General features: G+C 74.1%; 21 protein-coding genes. 10 read left to right on the forward strand and 11 right to left on the reverse strand.

The window, feature by feature from the left end:
• The 4 genes from C3492_RS29095 to C3492_RS29110 form a co-directional block, all read left to right on the forward strand.
• A partial coding sequence (locus C3492_RS29095) for a histidine phosphatase family protein (RefSeq protein WP_103815609.1) occupies positions 1–492 on the forward strand: 492 nt, incomplete at its 5' end.
• A gap of 35 nt (positions 493–527) precedes the next feature.
• Positions 528–1,154: a YigZ family protein gene (locus C3492_RS29100; protein ID WP_103815611.1), complete on the forward strand. Its 627-nt coding sequence runs from the start codon at positions 528–530 to the stop codon at positions 1,152–1,154.
• A gap of 107 nt (positions 1,155–1,261) precedes the next feature.
• Positions 1,262–2,425: an exonuclease SbcCD subunit D gene (locus C3492_RS29105; protein ID WP_103815613.1), complete on the forward strand. Its 1,164-nt coding sequence runs from the start codon at positions 1,262–1,264 to the stop codon at positions 2,423–2,425.
• On the forward strand, positions 2,422–5,415 hold the full coding sequence (locus C3492_RS29110) for an AAA family ATPase (protein WP_103815614.1): 2,994 nt from the start codon (positions 2,422–2,424) through the stop codon (positions 5,413–5,415). The genes C3492_RS29105 and C3492_RS29110 overlap by 4 nt, the downstream gene beginning before the upstream one ends.
• Here C3492_RS29110 and C3492_RS29115 read toward each other — a convergent pair.
• A complete protein-coding gene (locus C3492_RS29115; protein ID WP_103815615.1) occupies positions 5,412–5,858 on the reverse strand; it encodes an Lrp/AsnC family transcriptional regulator in 447 nt (148 codons plus the stop codon). The two genes, C3492_RS29110 and C3492_RS29115, sit on opposite strands and share 4 nt — an antisense overlap.
• A gap of 94 nt (positions 5,859–5,952) precedes the next feature.
• On the opposite strand from C3492_RS29115, the gene C3492_RS29120 reads away from it, so the two are divergent.
• From C3492_RS29120 to C3492_RS29140, 5 genes are all read left to right on the forward strand, one after another.
• Positions 5,953–6,429: a rhodanese-like domain-containing protein gene (locus C3492_RS29120; protein ID WP_103815616.1), complete on the forward strand. Its 477-nt coding sequence runs from the start codon at positions 5,953–5,955 to the stop codon at positions 6,427–6,429.
• A gap of 82 nt (positions 6,430–6,511) precedes the next feature.
• Complete coding sequence (locus C3492_RS29125) at positions 6,512–7,015, forward strand: GNAT family N-acetyltransferase (RefSeq protein WP_103815617.1); 504 nt, start codon at positions 6,512–6,514, stop codon at positions 7,013–7,015.
• A gap of 157 nt (positions 7,016–7,172) precedes the next feature.
• Positions 7,173–7,829: a histidine phosphatase family protein gene (locus C3492_RS29130; protein WP_103815618.1), complete on the forward strand. Its 657-nt coding sequence runs from the start codon at positions 7,173–7,175 to the stop codon at positions 7,827–7,829.
• 131 nt (positions 7,830–7,960) lie between these two features.
• The gene (locus C3492_RS29135) at positions 7,961–8,614 is read left to right on the forward strand and encodes a response regulator transcription factor (protein WP_103815619.1); all 654 of its coding nucleotides are present in this window, start codon (positions 7,961–7,963) and stop codon (positions 8,612–8,614) included.
• Entirely contained in the window at positions 8,611–9,711 is a 1,101-nt protein-coding gene (locus C3492_RS29140) for a sensor histidine kinase (RefSeq protein ID WP_103815620.1), read from the forward strand. The genes C3492_RS29135 and C3492_RS29140 overlap by 4 nt, the downstream gene beginning before the upstream one ends.
• 13 nt (positions 9,712–9,724) lie before the next feature.
• Here C3492_RS29140 and C3492_RS29145 read toward each other — a convergent pair whose 3' ends face one another.
• The 6 genes from C3492_RS29145 to C3492_RS29170 all read right to left on the reverse strand — a co-directional run bounded on the left by C3492_RS29145 (position 9,725) and on the right by C3492_RS29170 (position 16,244).
• Positions 9,725–10,963 carry a cytochrome P450 gene (locus C3492_RS29145; protein WP_103815621.1) on the reverse strand — a complete coding sequence of 413 codons (1,239 nt, stop codon included), beginning with the start codon at positions 10,961–10,963 and terminating at the stop codon, positions 9,725–9,727.
• Between the two features lie 36 nt (positions 10,964–10,999).
• Positions 11,000–12,391, reverse strand: coding sequence for an NAD(P)/FAD-dependent oxidoreductase (locus C3492_RS29150; protein WP_103815622.1), 1,392 nt, complete (start codon positions 12,389–12,391; stop codon positions 11,000–11,002).
• Positions 12,381–12,611 carry a ferredoxin gene (locus tag C3492_RS29155; RefSeq protein ID WP_103815623.1) on the reverse strand — a complete coding sequence of 77 codons (231 nt, stop codon included), beginning with the start codon at positions 12,609–12,611 and terminating at the stop codon, positions 12,381–12,383. Before C3492_RS29155 ends, C3492_RS29150 begins: the two co-directional genes overlap by 11 nt.
• Before the next feature lie 158 nt (positions 12,612–12,769).
• Positions 12,770–13,417 (reverse strand): hypothetical protein, encoded by a 648-nt coding sequence (locus tag C3492_RS29160; protein ID WP_103815753.1) that lies wholly within the window; start codon positions 13,415–13,417, stop codon positions 12,770–12,772.
• Positions 13,418–14,013: 596 nt separating this feature from the next.
• Positions 14,014–15,705: a DUF885 domain-containing protein gene (locus tag C3492_RS29165; protein ID WP_103815624.1), complete on the reverse strand. Its 1,692-nt coding sequence runs from the start codon at positions 15,703–15,705 to the stop codon at positions 14,014–14,016.
• Positions 15,706–15,758: 53 nt separating this feature from the next.
• Entirely contained in the window at positions 15,759–16,244 is a 486-nt protein-coding gene (locus tag C3492_RS29170) for an Lrp/AsnC family transcriptional regulator (protein ID WP_058083750.1), read from the reverse strand.
• Between the two features lie 60 nt (positions 16,245–16,304).
• Here C3492_RS29170 and C3492_RS29175 point away from each other — a divergent pair, with 60 nt between their 5' ends.
• Positions 16,305–17,507: a PLP-dependent aspartate aminotransferase family protein gene (locus C3492_RS29175; RefSeq protein WP_103815625.1), complete on the forward strand. Its 1,203-nt coding sequence runs from the start codon at positions 16,305–16,307 to the stop codon at positions 17,505–17,507.
• A gap of 19 nt (positions 17,508–17,526) precedes the next feature.
• Here the strand turns inward: C3492_RS29175 and C3492_RS29180 are convergent, their stop codons facing one another.
• The 4 genes from C3492_RS29180 to C3492_RS29190 form a co-directional block, all read right to left on the reverse strand.
• A complete protein-coding gene (locus C3492_RS29180; protein ID WP_258055954.1) occupies positions 17,527–18,927 on the reverse strand; it encodes a GNAT family N-acetyltransferase in 1,401 nt (466 codons plus the stop codon).
• A gap of 180 nt (positions 18,928–19,107) precedes the next feature.
• Positions 19,108–19,341, reverse strand: coding sequence for a hypothetical protein (locus C3492_RS44265; protein WP_146075733.1), 234 nt, complete (start codon positions 19,339–19,341; stop codon positions 19,108–19,110).
• Between the two features lie 264 nt (positions 19,342–19,605).
• On the reverse strand, positions 19,606–21,192 hold the full coding sequence (locus C3492_RS29185) for an alkaline phosphatase (protein WP_103815627.1): 1,587 nt from the start codon (positions 21,190–21,192) through the stop codon (positions 19,606–19,608).
• 117 nt (positions 21,193–21,309) lie between these two features.
• Entirely contained in the window at positions 21,310–22,140 is an 831-nt protein-coding gene (locus C3492_RS29190; RefSeq protein WP_103815628.1) for an alpha/beta fold hydrolase, read from the reverse strand.
• Positions 22,141–22,153 lie beyond the last annotated feature (13 nt).

The raw sequence follows: 22,153 nt of genomic DNA on the forward strand, positions 1-22,153 counted from the left end.
CATGCGAAGTCCGCGTGGCCCGAGGGTGTGGAGGACCACCGCAGGCCGCTCTCGCCGCGCGGGCTGCGTGACGCGCCCGCCGCCGGACGCGCCCTCGCCGCCGGTACGCTGCCCGACCTCGCCCTCTGCTCCACCGCCGTACGCGCCCGCCGCACCTGGGAGCTGGCCTCCGCCGAGTGGGCCACTCCGCCGCCGGTGCGCTACGACCGGCGACTGTACGCGGCCGGCGTACCCGAACTGCTGGAGGTCGTGCGCGAGGCGCCGCCGGAGGTCCGGACGCTGCTGCTGATCGGCCACAACCCCGGCCTGGAGGAGCTGGTCCTGACGCTGGCCGCGGACGGCCTCGACGACTCCCTGGACCGGGTGCGGGAGAAGTTCCCGACCAGTGCCGTCGCCGTGCTCGCCTGGCACGGCACCGACTGGCCGGCCCTCGCCCCGGGCGCGGCCCTGCTCACCTCGTTCACGGTCCCGCGCGGGAAGAAGAAGGGCTGACCGGGGGCGTCCTGGCGCTCGCATAGGCTGGCGGGATGCAGGACGAGTACCGCACAGTCGCCCGCGCGGGCGTGCACGAGACCGAGATCAACCGCTCCCGCTTCCTGTGCGCCCTCGCCCCGGCCGCCACCGAGCAGGAGGCCCAGGACTTCATCGCCGCCGTGCGCAAGGAGCACGCGGACGCGACCCACAACTGCTGGGCGTACGTCATCGGCGCCGACGCCTCCGTGCAGAAGGCCAGCGACGACGGCGAACCGGGCGGCACCGCCGGCGTGCCCATGCTGCAGATGCTGCTGCGCCGCGACATGCGGTACGTGGTGGCCGTCGTCACCCGCTACTACGGCGGCGTGAAGCTCGGCGCCGGCGGACTCATCCGCGCCTACGGCGGCTCGGTCGGCGAGGCCCTGGACGCGCTCGGCACGATCACCCGGCGCCGCTTCCGGCTGGCCACCGTGACCGTCGACCACCAGCGTGCCGGCAAGGTCCAGAACGACCTGCGCGCCACCGGACGCGAGGTGCGCGACGTCCGCTACGGCGAGGCCGTCGCCATCGAGATCGGCCTGCCGGACGCCGACGTGGACGCCTTCCGCGCCTGGCTCGCCGATGTGACGGCGGGCACGGCCGGCTTCGAACTGGGCGGCGAAGCCTACGGAGACGCATGACAATTGGAGTGAATCGGGCATAACGGGCCTGTGTGGTGGGGGTGGTGACGGGCTGGTACGGGAGTAACCGCCCGTGATGTCAGACCCGGCCGTTAGTCTCGGGGATCATGAGGATCCTGCACACGTCCGACTGGCACCTCGGCCGGGCCTTCCACCGGGTGAACCTGCTCGGGGCCCAGGCCGAGTTCATCGGTCACCTCGTCACCACCGTGCGTGAGCGCGAGGTGGACGCGGTGGTCGTGTCGGGCGATGTGTACGACCGCGCGGTGCCCCCGCTCGCCGCGATCGAGCTGTTCGACACCACCCTGCACCGCCTCGCGGACCTCGGCGTGCCCACCGTGATGATCTCCGGCAACCACGACTCGGCCCGCCGGCTCGGCGTCGGCGCCGGACTCATCGGCCGCGCGGGCATCCACCTGCGCACCGAGCCGTCCGCCGCCGGCACCCCCGTCGTGCTCCGGGACGCCCACGGGGACGTGGCCTTCTACGGCCTGCCGTACCTGGAACCGGCCCTGGTGAAGGACGAGTTCGGCGTCGACAAGGCCGGCCACGAGGCCGTGCTGGGCGCCGCCATGGACCGCGTCCGCGCCGACCTCGCCACACGCGCGCGCGGCACGCGTTCCGTCGTCCTCGCCCACGCCTTCGTCACCGGCGGCCAGGCCAGCGACAGCGAGCGGGACATCACCGTCGGCGGGGTGGCCGCCGTACCGGCCGGGATCTTCGACGGCGTCGACTACGCGGCGCTCGGGCATCTGCACGGCTGCCAGACCATCACCGAGCGCGTGCGCTACTCCGGCTCACCGCTCGCCTACTCCTTCTCCGAGGCCGGCCACCGCAAGACCATGTGGCTGATCGACCTGGACGCGGACGGCTCCGTCACCGCCGAACGCGTCGACTGCCCGGTGCCCCGCCCGCTCGCCCGTGTCCGCGGCACCCTGGACGACCTCCTCGCCGACCCGGAGCTGACCCGCCACGAGGACGCCTGGATCGAGGCCACCCTCACCGACCCCGTCCGCCCGGCCGACCCCATGGCCCGGCTCACCGAGCGCTTCCCGCACACCCTCAGCCTGGTCTTCGCCCCCGAGCGCACCCCGGACGACCCCCAGGTGTCGTACGCCCGCCGCCTCGCCGGCCGCAGCGACCAGCAGATCGCCCAGGACTTCGTCGCCCATGTGCGCGGTGCCGGACCCGACGAGCACGAGGCGGCTGTGCTGCGCGAGGCGTTCGACGCCGTGCGCGCCGACGACGCCGTGCGGGAGGTGGCGCGGTGAGGCTGCACCGGCTCGACCTCACCGCCTTCGGGCCCTTCGGGGGCGCCCAGAGCGTCGACTTCGACGCCCTGTCCGCCGCCGGGCTGTTCCTGCTGCACGGCCCCACCGGCGCCGGCAAGACCTCCGTCCTGGACGCCGTCTGCTACGCCCTCTACGGCTCCGTCCCCGGCGCCCGGCAGAGCGGCCAGGGCACGACCCTGCGCAGCGACCACGCCCGGCCGGGCACCCGCACCGAGGTCCGTCTCGAACTGACCGTCGCCGGACGACGGCTGGAGATCACCCGGCAGCCCCCGTGGGAGCGCCCCAAGCTGCGGGGCACGGGGACGACCGTCGACAAGGCCCAGACCTGGCTGCGCGAGTACGACGGCACGGCCGGCGTCTGGAAGGACCGCAGCCGCTCCCACCAGGAGATCGGCGAGGAGATCACCCAGCTGCTCGGCATGAGCCGGGAGCAGTTCTGTCAGGTCGTCCTGCTGCCCCAGGGCGACTTCGCCCGCTTCCTGCGCGCCGACGCCGAGGCCCGCGGCAGGCTCCTCGGCCGCCTCTTCGACACCCAGCGCTTCGCCGACGTCGAGAAGCGCCTCGCCGAACGCCGCCGCGCCACCGAGGCACGCGTGCGCGAGGGCGACACGGCGTTGCTCGCCGACGCCCACCGCATGCAGCAGGAGGCCGGCGACGCCATGGAGCTGCCCGACCTGGCCCCCGGCGACCCCGGGCTGGCCGAGGCCGTCCTCGGCGCCGCCGCCGTGGCCCGCAGCACCGCGCGGGAGCGCCTCACCGTCGCCCACTGCCGGCTCTCCGCAGCCGAGTCCGCCCACGCCGCGGCCCGCCGCGCCCTGGACGAGACACGCGAACTGGCCCGCCTCCAGGCCCGGTTCGCCGAGGCCCGGCAGCGCGCCGAGCGCCTCAAGGAGCGGTCCGGCGCCCACCGCGAGGCCCAGCAGCGCATGGAGCGCGCCCGCAAGGCGGAGGCGGTCGCCCCCGCCCTGGAGCTGCGGGACGCCACCGAGGCGGAACACCGCCGGGCCGCCGCGGCCGAGGCACACGCGCGCGGACTGCTGCCCGACTCCTACGCAGACGCGGGCGCGAGCGGTCTCGCCGCCGCCGCCCGCCGGGCCGCCGAGGAACTGGGCGGCCTGGACGCGGCCCGGCGCGCCGAACGCAGGCTCGCCGAGCTCGCCGAGGAGCGGGCCGGACTCGACCGGCAGGAGCGCGCCGACGAGGACGTCCTGCGCGAGGCCGAGGCCTGGCTCGCCGACTGGGACGGCATCCGCGCGGCCCTCCAGACCCGCGTCGACTCCGCCCAGGAGGCCGCCACCCGCGCCGAACAGCTCGCCGTCCAGCGCGCCCCCATGCGGCGCCGGCTCGACGCGGCCCGCACCCGCGACCAGCTCGCCGCCGACCTCGAACAGGCCCAGGAGCAGGCGCGTGCCGCACGGCAGCGCGCCCTCGACGCCCGCGCCCACTGGCTCGACGTCAAGGAGCAGCGCCTGAACGGCATCGCCGCCGAACTGGCCGCCCATCTCACCGACGGCGAGCCCTGCGCGGTCTGCGGAGCCACCGAACACCCCGCCCCCGCCCGCAAGGTCGCCGGGCACGTCGACCGCGAGGCCGAGGACCAGGCCCTCGCCGTCCTCCAGCGGGCCGAGGAGCGGTACACCGAGGACGAGCGGCGTCTCGGCGTGCTCCGCGAGGCCCTGGCCGCCGCCACCGCCGAGGCCGGCGACACGCCCACCGGCGAACTCGCCACCGAGGCGGACCGACTGGAGCAGGAGTACGCCCGCGCCCGCCGCGCCGCCTCCGCGCTGCACCCCGCCCAGGAGGAGCTGCGGCGCGCCGAGCGGGAGCGCGAGCAGCGACTCGCCGACCGTCAGCAGGCCGCCGTACGGGCCGCCTCCCGGCTCACCCGCCGCGACACCCTGGAGCGCGAACAGGCCCAACTCCAAGAGGTGTTGGAGCAGGCCCGGGGCAGCGCCGACAGCGTGGCCGCGAGAGCCGCCCAGCTGGAGCGGCGGGCGGCCCTGCTCACCGAGGCCGCCGACGCCGTGCGTGCCGCCGAGGACGCCGCCCAGCGGCTGAAGGACGCCGACGCCCGCCTCGCCGACGCCGCCTACCGGGCCGGCTTCGAGACCCCGCAGGCCGCCGCGGCGGCCCTCCTGGACCCGGCCGCCCACCGTGAACTCCAGCACCGCCTGGACGCCTGGCAGCAGGAGGAGGCCGCCGTCCGCGCGGTCCTCGCCGAGCCCGGCACCGCGGCGGCCGCCCAGCAGCCGCCCGCCGACCCGGCCACCGCCGAGCGGACCGCGGCCGCCGCGGAACGGCGGCTGCGCGAGGCGGCCTCCGCGCGCGACGCCGCCGCCCGCTGCTGCGCGCAGCTCGACCGCCTCTCCGCCCGCGCCGGCCAGGCCGTACGCAGGCTCGGCCCGCTGCGCGAGGAGTACGACCGGGTCGCCCGGCTCGCCGCCCTCACCGCGGGCACCTCCGCCGACAACGAACGCCGGATGCGCCTGGAGTCGTACGTCCTGGCGGCCCGTCTCGAACAGGTCGCCGCCGCCGCGACCGTCCGCCTCCAGCGCATGTCGTCGGGCCGCTACACCCTCGTCCACTCCGACGACCGCACCGGGCGCGGACGCTCCGGCCTGGGACTGCACGTGGTCGACGCCTGGACCGGACGGGAACGGGACACCGCCACCCTGTCCGGCGGAGAGACCTTCTTCGCCTCCCTCGCGCTCGCGCTCGGCCTCGCCGACGTCGTCACCGACGAGGCCGGCGGCGTCCGCCTGGACACCCTCTTCATCGACGAGGGCTTCGGCAGCCTGGACGACCAGACCCTGGACGAGGTCCTGGACGTCCTGGACTCCCTGCGCGAACGCGACCGCAGCGTCGGCATCGTCAGCCACGTCGCCGACCTGCGCCGCCGGATCCACGCCCAGCTGGAGGTCGTCAAGGACCGCTCGGGCTCGACCCTGCGGCAGCGGGGGGCGGCCTAGCGGCCCAGGGGGCGGCGGGTCAGCGGGGACGAGTACACGACACTGGTGGTCACCGAGCCCAGCGCGCCGATCCGTCCGGAGATCTCCTCCAGATGGGACATGGACCGCGCGGCGACCTTGATGACGAAACAGTCGTCGCCCGTGACGTGGTGCGCCTCCAGGATCTCGGGCGTCGCCGCGACCAGGTCGTGGAACGGCTTGTAGTTGCCGTTCGGATAGCGCAGCCGCACGAACGCCAGGATCGGCAGGCCCAGCCGCTCGGGGTCGACCACCGCCGCGTACCCCTGGATCACGCCGGCCTCCTCCAGCCGCCGGACCCGCTCGGTGACGGCGCTCGGCGACATGGCCACGGCCCGCGCCAGCTCGGCGTAGCTGGCCCGTCCGTCGCGCTGGAGGACGTCGAGGATGCGCCAGTCGGTGGCGTCCGGGGAATGCGCGGTCATCCCGGATGGATAGCAGGGGAATCCCCGGCCGGGCAAGGGCGATCCCGAGGATCGTCCCTTCTGGCGGCGGCCCGTGGACCGTAGATTTCCCCACATGATCAACACCGCTTCCGAGAACCCCGTCCTCCGCGTCGCCCCGGCCGCTCCCGCGGAGGCCGCCGCCTACTTCCGGGCGAGCCTCGCCTTCCACGCCGACGTCTCCGACGTCGCCGCCGCGCTCACGGCCGGCGGCGACCCCGGCTTCGTCGTCGTGGACTCGCGCTCCACCGAGTCCTGGGACCAGGGCCACATCCCCGGCGCGGTCCACCTGCCGACCGCGCTCGTCCCGGAGCAGGCCGCCCGGCTCCTCGACAGGGACGTGCCGGTGGTGACGTACTGCTGGGGCCCCGGCTGCAACGGCGCCACCCGTGCCGCCCTCGCCCTCGCCGAACTCGGATACCAGGTCAAGGAGCTGCTCGGCGGTTTCGAGTACTGGGCCCGCGAGGGCTTCCCCTACGAGACCTGGCAGGGCCCGGCGCGCCGGGACACCGACCCGCTGACGGCACCCCTGGCGGGGGAATGCGGCTGCTGAGACGCGCCCCCACGCCGCGCGGGGGTCGATCGGTCGGCGCAACACAAGTGGCCCCGGCACCCCGTACGGGTACAGTCGGGCAGTGCCCGAGCTGAAGCGGCTGCACGCCAGCCACGCCCCCGCGGTCCTGGACTTCGAACTGTCGAACCGCGCCTACTTCGCCGACTTCGTCTCCGACCGCGGCGACGACTACTTCGAGCAGTTCACCGACCGCTACGACGCCCTGCTGGCCGAACAGGAGGCCGGCAGCTGCGCCTTCTACGTGCTCCTCGCCGACGACGGGTCGGTCCTCGGCCGGTTCAACCTGGTCAACATCGAGAACCGCACCGCGGAACTCGGCTACCGGGTCGCCGAGCACGTCGCCGGCCGCGGCGTGGCCACCGAGACCGTCCGGGAGCTGTGCCGCCTGGCGGCACGCCGGCACGGACTGCGCGTCCTGCGAGCGGCCACCTCCCACCAGAACGTCGCCTCCCACAGGGTGCTGACCAAATCGGGGTTCGTCCCGATCGGACCGGCCGACCCCGCCGACCTCGGCGGCAAGCCGGGCACCTGGTACCAGTGCGACCTGGTCACGCTCCGGCCGTAGAGCGGTGGGGCGCCCCGCCGACCGGCGGGGGTGGTCCGGCCACCTGCCGGAGGTTGAAGGAGCACCTTTCCTGGAACCTTGTGACCAAGGGAAACGGCTCTGCCCCGGCTGGTCCGCCGGCCGCGTGGCCCTCCCGATCGGAGAAGGAGGTCGGACAGTGACGGTGCGACTGACGATGCTCTGCGCGACCACCGCCGAAGGCGGCCTCGGCCGGGTCTTCGGGGACGGTGCCGTGAGTGAGCGCCGCCGGCGTGAGCTGGCAGCCATGACAGCGACCCTCCCACCGTACGCGGTGGCTCTGCGGGGGCCCTCCGCCCGCTGCGCGCAGACCGCCGAGGCCCTCGCCGTCGCGGCCGCGCCCGAGCCCGCCCTGCGCGACCTGGACCACGGCTCGTGGGACGGCCGCACACCCGAGGACATCGCCGCCGTGGACCCCCATGGGCTGTCCCGCTGGCTGACGGATCCCGACGCCGCACCGCACGGCGGCGAGAGCGTCCGCGAGCTCTGCCGCCGGACAGCCGCCTGGCTGGAAACCCTGCCCGCCGACACGGGACGCATCCTCGTGATCACCGAGGCGTCCGTCATCAGGGCCGCGCTGGTCCACGCCCTGTCCGTACCCGCCCGCTCCTTCCGGCACCTCCAGGTCCCGCCCGCGTCCGCGGTCATCCTCACCCTGCGCGACGGCTGCTGGAGCACCCGGTGCGACCGGCTCACCGTCCCCCAGCGCCGTCAGTCGGCCGACGGCGTGCCCACCGTCGCGGTGCTGACCATGCCCACCACGCGACAGCGCATGTGCCTCACCGGCCGGCCCTGACACCGCGGGGACACGCCACCACCTGATCACGGCACCGGAGCCATCGACGCCGGTCCGTACGGCGCCCAGCGGCGAAGCCGCCCCGGGCGTGGTACGAATCGGACAGTGGTTCCGTACAGGCTGGAGCGCACGTGATCCGGGTACTGGTGGTCGACGACGAAGCCCTGATCCGCACCGGCTTCCAGCGCATCCTGGCCGCCGCCGACGGCATCGAGGTCGTCGGCGCGGTGTCCGGCGGCCAGGCCCTGCGGACGGTGCGCGAGCAGCACCCCGACGTGGTGCTGCTCGACATCCGCATGCCGGACGTGGACGGGCTCACCGTGCTGGGCGAGATCCGCAGGCTGCGGGAGCCCCCCGTGGTGGCCATGCTGACCACGTTCGACATGGACGAGTACGTGGAGACGGCACTGCGCTCGGGCGCCGCCGGATTCCTCCTCAAGGACACCGACCCCGAGGCGCTGCCGCTGGCCGTGCAGAGCCTGGCCCGCGGCGGCACGGTCCTGTCGCCCAAGGTCACGCGCACGGTGGTGGACGGCTATCTGAGCGCCGGAGCGCCGGAACGCCCGCCCAAGGCCCTCGAACGGCTCACCGGCCGGGAGCGTGAGGTACTGCTCCTCGTCGCCGAGGGCCTGTCGAACGCCGAGATCGCGACCCGCATGCACCTGAGCACCGGCACGGTCAAGGACCATGTCAGCGCGATCCTCACCAAGCTGGAGGTCAGCGGCAGGGTCCAGGCCGCCCTGTTCGCCCAGCGGGCCGGCCTCCTCGCGGAGGAGACAGGGTGACCGGCCGTCCGTCCCCGCTGCTGCTGGACGGCGTGGCGATGGCCATGGCCCTCCTCGACGTGTGGGCCCACTGGGACATCGGCGAGCCGCTGCGGATGGCCTGCGCCCTGGGCGCCGCCGTCGTCCTGCTGCTGCGCCGGCGGCAGCCGCTGCTCACCTTCCTGCTGACCCTCCCGGCCGTGCTGCTGTCCGACTCGGTCGTCGCCTGCCTGGCCGCGCTGTACACGCTCGCTTCCCTCAGCCGCCCCCGGACGCTGCTGCTCCTGTGCGTCCTGGCCTTCGCGTTCTGCGACACGACCGCCCTGCCGTCACCGAACTTCGATCTGACCGAGCTCGCCAGGCTGATCCCGTTCGGCTACAGCGCCGCCACCGCGGCCGCCGCCGTGTTCCTCGGGCAGCTCGTGCGGACCCGGCGCGACCTGTCGCTCAGACTGACCGAGATCTCCGAGGCGCGCGACCACCAGCAGCTGCTGACCGCCCAGGCCGTCCTGGCCAAGGAGCGCGCCCAGCTCGCGCGGGAGATGCACGACGTCGTCTCCCACCAGGTCAGCCTGATCGCCGTGCGCGCCGGCGCCCTCCAGGTCGGCGCGGACGACGCGGACACCAAGGAGGCCGCGGCGACGATCCGGCGACTGAGCGTGCAGACGCTGGACGAGCTGCGCCACATGGTCGGCGTCCTGCGTGCCTCCGGCGGCCACCCCACGGAGCTGACCCCGCAGCCGGCGCTCACCGACATCCAGCGGCTCGCCGAAAGCTGCGGCATCGAGACCGAGCTGAAGACTGACCTGCCCGAAGGGCTCCCGGCCACCGTCCAGCGCGCGGTCTACCGCACGGTCCAGGAAGCGCTGACCAACACCCGCAAACACGCTCCCGGCGCCAAGGCGCGCATCGACCTGCTGCACACCAACGGCTCCGTCCGGGTCCGGGTCACCAACACCGCGCCGACCCAGCCGCCACTGCCGCTGCCCGGTGCCCACCACGGCCTGATCGGGCTGCGCCAGCGCGCCGAACTCCTCGGCGGCACCATGACCGCGGGCCCGACGAGCGACGGCGGTTACGAGGTCTGCGTGGTGCTGCCGGCGGACATCGCGGGGTGAGCGTACGACGTGTTCAGCGCAGCCCGTCGAAGGTGACGCCCAGGTGCCGGGGGCCACGCAGCACGGCGTTGCGCCGATACGGCGGCGGGTCCTCGACCAGGCGGGGACCCTCCAGCCGCCGGGCCAGCTCGGACAGCGCGATCTGGGCCTCCAGCCGGGCCAGCGGGGCGCCGAAACAGCTGTGGATGCCGCTGCCGAAACCGAGGTGCTGGATGTCGCCGCGGTCCGGGTCGAACCGCTCCGGGTCCTTGAACCGCTCCGGGTCCCGGTTGCCCGCGGCGAGCACCAGCCAGATGCGCGAACCCTTGGGGATCGTGACCCCGCGCACCTCGATGTCGGCGATGCAGGTGCGCTGCGGCACCAACTGCACGGGCGGTTCGTAGCGCAGCAGCTCCTCCACGATGTTGACCGACAGACCCGGGTCCTCCCGCAGCCGCCCGAGGATCTCCGGGTGGCGCAGCAGGGTGAGCATGCCGTTGGTGATCAGGTTGACCGTCGTCTCATGACCGGCGATCAGCAGCAGCACCGAGGTGCTGAGCACCTCCATCATCGACAGGGAGCCGTCCGGGCCCCGGCCGGCCACCAGGTCGGACAACAGGTCGTCCCGCGGCTCCTTGGCGCGCTCCTCGACCAGCCCGGCCAGGTACATGCCGAGCTGCATACGGGCCTCCCGCGTCGCCTTCCGGGCGTCGGCGTCCTCGTCCGGGCCGGCCGCCGGGTCGAGGCTCGCGACCAGCGGGTCGACCCAGGTGCGGAACCGCGGCTCGTCCTCCCGGGGAACCCCGAGCAGCCGGCAGATCACCGTGACGGGGAACGGATAGGCGAACTGGTCGACCAGGTCGACCTGGCGCGCGTCGCCGAACCCGTCGATCAGCTCGGTCACGATCTGTCGCATCTCACCCCGCATGTTCTCGATCCGCCGCGGCCGGTGCGGCGGTCCGAAGGCGCTGTTGGCGATGCGCCGCAGCCGGTCGTGCTCGGGCGGGTCCAGCCGCAGGAACGACGGCGGCAGCCCTCCCGTCTCCTCGGTCCGGTCGAGCCCGTCGCCCCCCGCGGCGGCCAGGTTGGCGGCGTCGGAGCTGATCCGCGGATCGTGGAGGAGGGCCTTGATGTCGTAGTACGAACTGATGAGGTACGGGCCTCCCTCCTCCTCGTGGAGCACCGGCGTCCTGCGGAGTTCCTCGTAGACCGGGTACGGGTTGGCGCGGTTGGCGTAGTCGGTGATCTGGCGCGCGATCGAGGCGTGCGGCATGGCGGGTCCTTGGGGCGTCGGGGCCGTGGGCGGGGGTCAGTGGCGGGCGGGGTGGAAGACCAGCTGCTGGTCGGCCGGCGAGTAGCCGCTGAGGGTGACCATGGGGCCGTGCGTCGGCAGGGACGGGTCCGGGAACCCGGCCGGCACCGGCTGCCGGCCCTCGGGACGCCGGTCCACCGTCGGGTACTCCACCGGGAACGGCGCCCCCCGTTCGATCTGCCGCTGGTAGAACTCCAGCCACCGCGTGTTGTCGAAGGTCACGGCGGCCACGACCCGGCCCTGGTAGCCGTAGACCCCGACGAACCGGCGCTCGGTCAGTGAGCCCTGGGTGATCATGAGCTGCTCACCCATGGGCGGCACCCCGACCGACTTGATGTTCACACCGAACATCGACGACCAGAAGGCGGGCATCCACAGGTGCGGCCGCCGGTCGGCGCCGTGGCAGATCATGTTGTGCGCGGCGGTCTCCGCCTGGGCGACGGCATTGCCCCAGTGCTCCAGCGACAGGAACTGGTACCCGAAGAGCGCGTGCGGGGAGCGCGCCACATCGCCCGCCACGAAGACGTCGTCCGTGACGATGCCCCGGAAGTCGAAGGCCCGGCAGCCCGCGTCACAGGCGATGCCCCGGGGCCCGGCACCGAGCCCCGACCCGGTCAGCCACTCGGTGTTCCGCAGCGAACCCAGCGAGACCACGACCACGTCCGCCTCGACCACGCTCTCGTCGGACAGGTGGACGGCCCGCACCCTGCCGACCGCGTCACCCTCCAGCGCGGTCACCGTGACATGGGTGCGCAGGTCCACGCCGTTCTCGGTCTGGAGGTCCGCCGCGACCGCGCCGACGACCCCGCCGAGCGCGCCCACCAGCGGCGCGCCCGCGCGCTCCGCCACGGTCACGGGGAGGTTCATCTCCCGGCACGCCGAGGCCACCTCCGAACCGGCGAACCCGGCGCCGATGACGAACACCCGGCGCGGCCCCGCCCTCAGCCGCCGGTACAGGTCCGCCGCGTCCTCCCGCGTGCGCAGCAGACAGACGCCGTCCAGCCGGGCCTCGTCCTCCTTCGGCCACGGCCGGGCCCGCACCCCCGTCGCGATGAGCAGCCGGTCGTACTCCACCTCGTCGCCGTCCGCCATCCGGACCCGCTTGGCCGTCAGGTCCAGGCCGGTCGCGGCCACGCCGAGGCGCCATTTGGCGTCGATCTCCCGGCGGTGCGGCAGCTCGGTGTGGTACGGGGACGCCTTGCCCAGCAGCACGGACTTCGACAGCGGCGGCCGGTCGTACGGCTCGTGGGGCTCGTCACCGACCAGGGTCAGCTCACCGGCGAAACCCTCCGCGCGCAGCGTCTCGGCGGCCCGCAGACCGGCCAGTGAGGCACCCACGATCACGATCCGGCCCTCGCGCCTGAGCCACTCCACGTAGTCAGCGGCCATCGGACGCCTCCCGCACCCCTCCCGCGCGATCCAGTCCGTCGGCCGTGATCGCCTGCACCGGGCAGGCGGCCACGGCACGCGCCACCCGCTCCCGTTGCTCCTCGTCCGCGCGCGGGTCGTAGAGGAGCGCCTCCTCGCCGTGCATGGTGAAGACGTCGGGCGCGAGGAACGCGCACTGCGCGTACCCCTGACACTTGTTGAGATCGACGACGAGCCTCATCGACGCTCCGCCCTTCCCATGGCCAGGTCCGGACGCACCGCGCGGCGAGCGCGGACGGCTCCGGACGGCGGTCGTCCCCCGCCCGCCAGCATGCGAGCCCGGGCGGGGTGACCGCGCGCCGGGCACGCCGATCGAGTGAGCGGCCGGCGGCCCGGGCGTCATCCGGCGCCGGCGGGCCGGGGACCGTCACGGCGGCCGGCCACGAGGATGTGCACGCTGAGCAGCAGCGACCAGGCCGGGAAGACCAATTCCGCCCACGGCACGTTGGACGACACGAACAACAGCGTGAGAGCGGTGAGGAGGCCCAGGACCGTGAGCCAGCGCGGCAGCACACCGAGGCGGTGGCCGATGACCGACATCGAGGACACGAAGACGGCCGCCATCCGCATGGCGTACTCCGTCATCAGCGCGTACGCGAGGTGGCGGCCGAAGTCCCAGGTGGCCGGCAGCGGTGAGACACCGGCCGGGTGGGCCACCACGAGCACGGCACTCGCCGCCGCGGCCGCGCCGAACAGCGTGGCGGTGAAGACCAGCCCGCTGCCCAGGAAGACCGTCGCGAGGAACTTGTCCTCGCCCGCGCCGACGTGCGCGCGGATCGCGCCGATGAACCACAGGAAGAAGATCCCGGCGAACGGCACCAGCGCGAGGGCCGTCCGCAGCGCCCGGCGCCGCGCGGAGTCGGTGAAGCCGTGCGCGGTGACCGCGTCCGCCCCTTCCGGGATCCCCAGCCTGACCAGGACGATCGCCGCCGCCAGGAGCAGCGCGAAGACGACCCCGGCCAGCCCCGCGGCGCGCGGTGTCCGCAGCGCCTCCTGCCCCGGCCCCTCTCCCGCGTCCCCGGCCCGCCTTCGGCATCGGCCCCCGGCCCCGTCTCCTGCATGCCCGGCCCGCCTTCCGCATCGGCCCCCGGCACCAGCTAGCCGTCCGGCTCCCGCCCGCGCCAGCGGGAGGCGTCCGTACGGCCGAGCGGAAATCCCCTCGCGCCGTCCTCCCGGAGCCGGGCGTGCATGCCGCACGCTCCGCCGTGACTGGGCCGCGCCCCCTGCCCCCTGCGCGGCCCGCTGGGAGGCTGCCCAGGTCGAGGGGGGTACCGCACGCGTGACCGGCGCCCGCCGCGGGCCGGGATCGGGCAGTGGCGCCCTCGCCTCCGTCACCCGCTCCCCGCCCACGACGCTCGCCGGACAGGGGCCCGTGGCCGCGCGGTTCCCCGCCGGACGCTGGGCGCGCCCGACGACCCGGTCCGCCTCATCGTCTGGCCGGTCATCGACGAGACGGGCCGGATCACGGGCGAGGTCGTCACCCCGGAAGGCGGCCCCCGGGGCTGAAACGGGCGGTCACAGTCGGACGCGTGAGCGGTCAGAGCCGGACGTCGTGAGCGGTCGGAGTCGGACGACGTGAGCCGTCACAGCCGGGACAGTTCGTCCACCAGGTCGTCCAGGCCCAGAGAGCCCTGCGACAGCGCCGCCATGTGCCAGGCCTTCAGGTCGAACGCGTCGCCGTGCCGCTCGCGCGCCTTCTCCCGGCCCAGCAGCCACGCCCGCTCCCCGAGCTTGTAGCCGATCGCCTGGCCCGGGATCGTCAGGTACCGGGTCAGCTCGCTCTCCACGAAGTCCGCCGGACGGCTGCTGTGCGCGCCGAAGAACTCCTGGGCCAGCTCCGGCGTCCACCGCTCCCCGGGGTGGAACGGCGAGTCCGCCGGGATCCGGAGCTCCAGGTGCATGCCGATGTCCACGATCACCCGGGCCGCCCGCATCATCTGCGCGTCCAGGTAGCCGAGCCGCTCCTCCGGGCCCGTCAGGTAGCCGAGCTCGTCCATGAGCCGCTCCGCGTACAGCGCCCAGCCCTCCATGTTGGCGCTGACCCCGCCGACCGTCGCCTGGTAGCGGGAGAGGTTCTCGGCCACGTGCGCCCACTGCGCGAGCTGGAGGTGGTGGCCGGGCACGCCCTCGTGGTACCAGGTCGAGACCAGGTCGTAGACCGGGAAGCGGGTCAGGCCCATCGTGGGCAGCCAGGTGCGGCCGGGCCGGGAGAAGTCCTCCGACGGGGCCGTGTAGTAGGGGGCCGCCGCGCCGCCGGGCGGGGCGATGCACGACTCCACCCTCCGCACCCGCTCGGCGAGTTCGAAGTGCGTGCCGTCCAGCTCCTCGATCGCCTTGTCCATCAGGCCCTGGAGCCACTCCCGGACCTCGTCCACACCCTCGATGTGCCGGCCGTGCTCGTCGAGGTGGGCGAGCGCCACCCACGGCGTCTCAGCGCCGGGCAGGATCTTCTCCGCCTCCCTCTTCATCTCGCCGAGGATGCGGTGGAACTCCGCCCAGCCGTACGCGTACGCCTCGTCCAGGTCCAGGTCGGTGCCGTTGAAGTAGCGGGCCCAGCGCGCGTACCGCTCCCGGCCGACCACGTTCGGGGCGCCCTCGATCGCCGGCGCGTACACGTCCCGCAGCCAGTCCCGCAGCTCCACCAGGGCGCCGGTCGCCGCACGCGCCGCCCCGTCCAGCTCCGCGCGCAGCGCCTGCGGACCCGCGGCGGCGAAGTCCTCGTACCAGCCGCGGCCCGTGCCGTCCGTGTCCGTCCACTCGGTGAGCTGGTCGATGAAGGTGGCGGTCGGCCGGGGAGCGGCGAACAGCTTGCGCTCCAGGCCGAGTCGCAGTGACTCGCGGTAACCCGCGAGCGCTCCCGGCACCGCGCGCAGTCGCTCCGCTATCGCCGCCCAGTCCTCCTCCGTGTCCGCCGGGGTGACCGTGAAGATGTCCCGCACCGAGTGACCCGGCGTGCTCATGTTGCCGATCGCCCGCAGGTGCTCGTCCGCCTCGTGCACGGCGATCTCGGCGGTCAGCCGCTCCCGCAGCAGCCGTGCGCAGCGCCGTTCCGCGTCGCTGTCCGCACCGGGCCGCCGCTCGGCCTCGTCCAGCCTCGCGAGGGTGGTCCGTGCCAGCGCGGCCAGGGCCTCCTGACCGGCCGGTGAGTAGTCGGGCAGCCTGCTCGAACTCTCCTTCACACCGAGGTACGTACCGGTGACCGGATCGAGGGCGATGAGGTCGTCGACGTAGGCGTCGGCGACCTGACGGGGCAGCGGGCTCTGGGTCTCAGACATGCGGCCCATCCTCGTACGAGGACGATCGCCGCGTCATCCGTGTTTGCCGGGATTCAGCTCTGGGCGTGGCCGGGCGGCAGCAGCGGCCCGCACTCCCACTGCTGGAAGATCAGCCGGGTCTCCACCCGTGCCACCTCGCGCCGCGCCGTGAACTCGTCCAGCACCAGCCGCTGGAGATCGGCCATGTCCGCGACGGCCACATGCACCAGGTAGTCGTCGGGCCCGGTCAGATGGAACACCGACCGCGCCTCCGGCAGCGCCCGGATCCGCTCCACGAACGGCCCCACGAGCTCCCGCCGGTGCGGGCGCACCTGCACCGACAGCAGTGCCTGGAGGCCGCGCCCGAGCTTGGCCGGATCGAGTCGTAGCCGGTGCCCGAGGATCACGCCCGAGCGGCGCAGCCGCGTCACCCGGTCCAGACAGGTCGACGGCGCCACGCCCACCTGCGCGGCGAGGTCGCGGTAGGTGGTCCGGGCGTCGTTCTGCAACAGCCGCAGCAGATGCAGATCGACCGGATCCAGTACGACGGAATCGGCCACCGGCCGAACGTAGCACGGCGTCCGGCCCCCGGGAACCGTCCGCTGTTCACCCTTCCGGCCATGGACACATCGAGCACGAGTGCCTACGACGACGTACGCACCGCATCGAGAGCGCTGGCCACCGAGGCCGTGCACGCCGGCCGCGACGACCTCGCCCGCCAGGGCCTGCACGCCCCGCCGATCGACCTGTCCACCACCTACCCCTCCTACGACAGCCGCGCCGAGGCCGCCCGCATCGACGCCTTCGCCGCCGACGGCGCCGACCCGGTCGGACCGCCCGTCTACGGCCGCCTCGGCAACCCGACCGTCGCCCGATTCGAGACCGCGCTCGCCCGCCTGGAGGGCACCGAGTCCGCCGTCGCCTTCGCCAGCGGCATGGCCGCGCTCAGCGCGGTCCTGCTCGCCCGGTCCGCCATGGGCCTGCGCCATGTCGTCGCGGTACGGCCGCTGTACGGCTGCAGCGACCACCTGCTCACCGCCGGGCTGCTCGGCACGGAGGTCACCTGGACCGACCCGGCCGGCGTCGCGGACGCGCTGCGCCCGGACACCGGTCTGGTAATGGTCGAGTCCCCGGCCAATCCGACCCTCGCCGAACTCGACCTGCGGGGCATCGCGCACGCCTGCGGCTCGGTGCCGTTGCTCGCCGACAACACCTTCGCCACGCCCGTGCTGCAACGCCCGGCCGAGCAGGGTGCCCGGCTGGTGCTGCACAGCGCCACCAAGTATCTCGGCGGTCATGGCGATGTGCTGGCCGGGGTCGTCGCCTGCGACGAGGAGTTCGCGGGCCGGCTACGGCAGATACGGTTCGCCACCGGGGGAGTCCTGCATCCGCTCGCCGGCTACCTGCTGCTGCGGGGGCTGTCCACGCTCCCGGTGCGGGTGCGGGCCGCCTCCGCGAACGCCGCCGAACTGGCCCGCCGGCTCGCCGCCGACCCGCGCGTTGCCCGGGTGCGGTATCCGCGGCTCGGCGGCGCGATGATCGCCTTCGAGGTGCACGGCGACCCGCACGAGGTGATCTCCCGGGTCCGGCTGGTCACCCCCGCGGTGAGTCTGGGCAGCGTCGACACGCTCATCCAGCACCCCGCCTCCATCAGCCACCGCATCGTGGACGCCGAGGCCCGCCGCGGGGCCGGGGTGAGCGACCGGCTCCTGCGGTTGTCGGTGGGCCTGGAGGACGTCGACGACCTGTGGTCCGACCTGGACCAGGCCCTGGGCACTCCCCGCGGACGCCGGGTGACGCCGCTGCGGGAGGCGGTGCGCTGAGGCTCTCTGCCGGGGGCCGTCAGCCGAGGCGGGGCGACTGGGCGCCGGGCGTGGTGGCGACCTGCGTGGGATCCAGGCGGGCCGTGATCACCAGGGTGCCCTCCTCGACCTGGTAGTCCAGCGGGAGACCCAGCCCGCGCATCGCGGCGACCATGCCGGTGTTGGACGCCTTCGTCACGGCGTACACGCTCTCGCAGCCGGCCTCCGCCGCCATCGCCACCAGCCGGCCGAGCAGTTCACCGCCGACGCCGCGCTGCTGCCAGTCGTCCTCGACCAGCAGCGCGACCTCGGTCTCGTCGCCGTCCCACAGCAGATGCCCGAGGCCGACGATCCGGCCGGAGGCGGTCTGCGCGGCCAGCGTCCGGCCGAAGCGGGGGCTGAGCAGGTGGTTCAGATAACGGTCCGCGTCACCGACCGGGCCGTGGTAGCGCAGGCCGAGGGTGTGCGGCGAGCACCGGTCGTGCATCGCCCGGGCCGCCGCCAGGTCCCCGGTGTCGACCCGGCGCACGGTGATGTGGTCGCCCTCGGGCAGAGTCAGCACATCGTGCCCGCGAGGGATCCGGGGCCCGAGCCGGGTGTCCAGCTCCACGAGCGCCCGGGCGCGCGCGAACTCGGTCGGGGTGAACGGCAGATACGGCCGCTCCACGGTGAGCACCCCGCCCTCGGGCGCCGGCAGCCGCATCACGGTGTCCTCCAGGACGCCTTCGACCGGCACCGGCTCGGGGCCCCGGCCGCCCCCGGCCGGCGTGCCGGGCAGTGTCCGGATCGTGCAGCGGCCGAGCAACTGACGCAGCGCGAGCGGCAGTTCGGCGGTGTCCAGGGCGGTGCGGGCGGCCAGCCCGAGCACCCGGGTGGGCGCGTCGACCAGGTCATGGGCGTCGGCCCGCTCGATCCACGTGGCCGTGCCCCCGGCCAGCGCGACCGCCCGGGTGATCTCGGCCGCTGCGAGCGCGCCCGGCGCCCGCAGCAGGAACTCGTCCACCGTGCCGTCGGCCAGCGGGTGCGTCTGCAGGCTCAGGATGTCCACCCGTCGCTCGGCGAGCGCCGTGCACAGGGCGGCCAGGGAGCCCGGCTCGTCCTTCACCGTCGTCCGCATCCGCCACAGCACGCTTGTGACCTCGTCGGCGGCGGGCTGCTCGGAAGGCCCGGCCGGCCGCGTCTCGGCGGCCGGCCGGGCACCGGTATCGCTCACCGGCGGCGCGTGTCCGTGGCGGCGTGACCACCACACGTGGAAGCCCGCGGTCGCGGCCAGCACGATGGCCGAGATCATCAGCAGGGCCGGGCCGTCGGGCCCGTGCCCGATCAGGTTGGCCACCGCGTCCGCGACGGCCACGGCGGTGAAGAGCGCGGCGAGTTCGACGACGTCCCGCCGCCAGTGGTGCACGGGCCGCCCGTGCCTCGCCCGGGTCACATCAGGCATGTCTGGAGTCATGCAGCCACTGTGAAGGAAGGGTGTTGCGTGATCACGAACTGATTGTGACCGATGGGTAAAGCATGCTCCGTCCTTTTTGTTGCATTTTCTATTGTTGACGGGAGTAGCTGCGGGAACGGATGCGGCGGGGGGAGAGAGCGGGCGCGGGCGTGGGCGTCGCGGTCCGGGTCAGGCGGCCACCGCCACACCGAGGGCGTCCCCCAGCCGCCGCGCCTGGGTGACCAGCCGGGAGGAGCCGGCGCGGTTCGCGGTCTCCGGGAGATGCGGCACGTCTCCCCGGGCCCCGCACTGTTCGGCGCACTCCGCTGCGACGGCCAGCAGGTCCCCGAGGCCCCGGGCCGCCACGGCCGCCGCCTCCGGGCGGGCGGTCGCGAGACCCGCCAGAACCGTAGAGGCGACCACTCACAATCGGCCTGGCCTGCGAAAACGCCCGTTGGGAGGGAGAGTTGCCGGACGCGGGTCCGGGGCCGCGTTCCCGGCGGGAGCGGAGCAGGGCGCGCACGGGGCGTGAGCAGCGGAGCCGGCCCACGTACCCGGCGGGACGGGAGCTGTGCCACGCACCGGGTGGGAGGGACGGGAGCCGTGCCGCGCACCGGAAGACGACACCGGTGCGGGGCACGACCCTGACCGTTCGGGACCTCCTGGCGGCGGTCCCGCAGGTGCCGGTTACTGACCGACCCGGCCCGGCTGGAGCGTCTGTGTGAACAGCACGGTGCCGTCCTGTTCCCGCAGCCGCACCGTCAGCTCGCCGCTGTCCCCGTCGATGTCTACCTCGCCGAAGAACTGGTAACCGCCCGCGGGCGAGACGTTCGACGCGGTCGGCGCCTTCACGAACACCCGCTCCGGGCCGAACGTGCCGTCCAGCGCGCTGGCGGGGAACGCCCCGGCGTTCAGCGGTCCCGAGACGAACTCCCAGAACGGCTCGAAGTCGGTGAACGCGGCCCGGGACGGCTGGTAGTGCTGGGCGGAGGTGTGGTGCACGTCCGCCGTCAGCCACACCGTGCCGGTGATCCGCCGGTGCTTGACGAACCGCAGCAGCTCGGCGATCTGCAGCTCACGGCCGAGCGGGGTGCCCGGGTCGCCCTGGGCCACCGCCTCGAAGTTCGGCTTGTTCTCCGTCGTGTCCGGTACGACGAGGCCGAGCGGCATGTCGGCGGCGATCACCTTCCACACCGCGCGCGACCGGGCCAGCTCCCGCTTGAGCCACTCCAGCTGTTCCCGGCCGAGGATGCCCTGCGGGTCCACGGTCTGGTCGTCGGTGGAGTTGGCGTTGCGGTAGGTCCGCATGTCGAGCACGAACACGTCCAGCAGCGGGCCCTGGCGCAGCACCCGGTAGACGCGGCCCTCCTCGGCGCCCGGACGCAGCGTGGAGAGGGGGAAGTACTCGCTGAACGCCCGCCGGGCGCGCGCGGCGAGGACGTCGATGCTCTTCTCGGTGTAACGGGTGTCGGAGGAGGCGATCACCTCGCCCGGGTACCAGTTGTTGCGCACCTCGTGGTCGTCCCACTGGATGATCGACGGCACCTGGGCGTTGAACCGGCGCAGGTTGGCGTCGAGCAGGTTGTAGCGGAAGTTGCCCCGGTACTCGGCGAGCGTCTCGGCGACCTTGGACTTCTCCTCGGTGGTGATGTTCCGCCAGGTGCTGCCGTCGGGCAGCGCCTGCGTGGCGGCGATGGGGCCGTCGGCGTAGATGTTGTCGCCGCTGCACAGGAAGAAGTCCGGGTCCAGCCTCGCCATCGCGTCGTAGATGCGGTAGCCGCCGAGGTCCGGGTTGATGCCCCAGCCCTGGCCGGCCAGGTCGCCCGACCACAGGAAACGTACGCCGTCCCGGCGGCGCCGTGAGACCGTGCGGAAGGTGCCGGTCACCGGCTCGCCGGTGCGGCGCGGGTCGTCCGGGTCGGCGAGCAGCACCCGGTAGTGGATCTGCTCGCCGGAGGGCAGTCCGTGCAGCCGGGTGGTGCCGGTGAAGTCCGTGCCGGCGCCCAGCAGTGGGCCGTGCCATCTGCGGGGGTTGCGGAACGACTCGGTGGCCGAGGTCTCCACGATCATCCGGGCGGGCCGGTCCGAACGCACCCACACCAGGCCGGAGTCGGTGGTCACGTCACCGGTCTGCACGCCCCAGCCCGCCGCGGGCCGTCCGGAGCGGGCGAACGCCGGGGCCGCCCCGAGGCCCACGGGCAGGGTCAGGGCCGCCGACGCGGCGAGGGAGCCGCGCAGAACGCTGCGGCGACCGGGGAGCGGACGGTGGGACATGGCTGCGCCTCCAGGGACGGGATCCGGCCAGTGTGCACAGCCACACCTACTGGGGCGCTGCGGCGCGCGCACGAACCGGAGGTGAACTCCCGTCGGCCGGAGGGCGGTCGGCGGTGCTCAGCGGCTGCCGTCCAGGATGACCCGCGCGACCAGCGCCGGGTCGTCGTTCATCGGGCAGTGGCCGCAGCCGGGCAGCCGCACCAGCCGGGCGTGCGGGATGAGCTGCTTGGCGCGGACGCCCTGGCGGCGCACGAGGATCCGGTCCCGGGTGCCCCAGGCCACCGTGACCGGCAGGCCCGACAGGTCGTCGGTGAACCGGACGGTGGCGCCCGCGCGCAGGGTCGCCTCGAAGCCGGTGGCACCGACGAGCGCGAGCGTCTCGGCGACCACCGCCTCCGGCGAACGGCGCGCGGGACGGGCGTAGATGGTGCTGGTCAGCGCGGTACGGCCGGCAGCCGTGCGGGACAACCCCTCCACCAGCGGGAGCGGGAGCCGCTGGGCGATGCCCCGCATCGCGAGCAGCACCGTGAAGGCGTACCGCCGCTCGGCCTCGGACCAGAAACCGGCGGGGGACAGGGCGGTGACGGACCGTACGAGCTTCTCCCGGCCCAGCTCCAGGGCGAGCAGGCCGCCCAGCGAGTTGCCGGCGACGTGCGGACGCTCCAGCTCCAGCGCCTCGAACAGGGCGCCGAGCACGGCATTGGTGGTGGGCAGGTCGTAGGTCAGGCCGTCCGGGAGTGCCGGGGACGCGCCGAAGCCCGGCAGGTCGACGGCGATCACCTCCCGCTCGGTGGCCAGGATGTCCACGACCGGGTCCCAGGCCTGCCGGTGATGGCCGATGCCGTGCAGCAGGACCAGGGGTTCGCCGCGGCCCACGCGCGCGTAGGACACGCTCACATCGCGCGGGCCGTGCGGGGTGGGGACCTTGAAGGAGACGGTGGCGGACATGGGGTGCTCCTCG

This window comes from Streptomyces sp. Ru62, from assembly GCF_002920615.1.
Classification (GTDB): domain Bacteria; phylum Actinomycetota; class Actinomycetes; order Streptomycetales; family Streptomycetaceae; genus Streptomyces.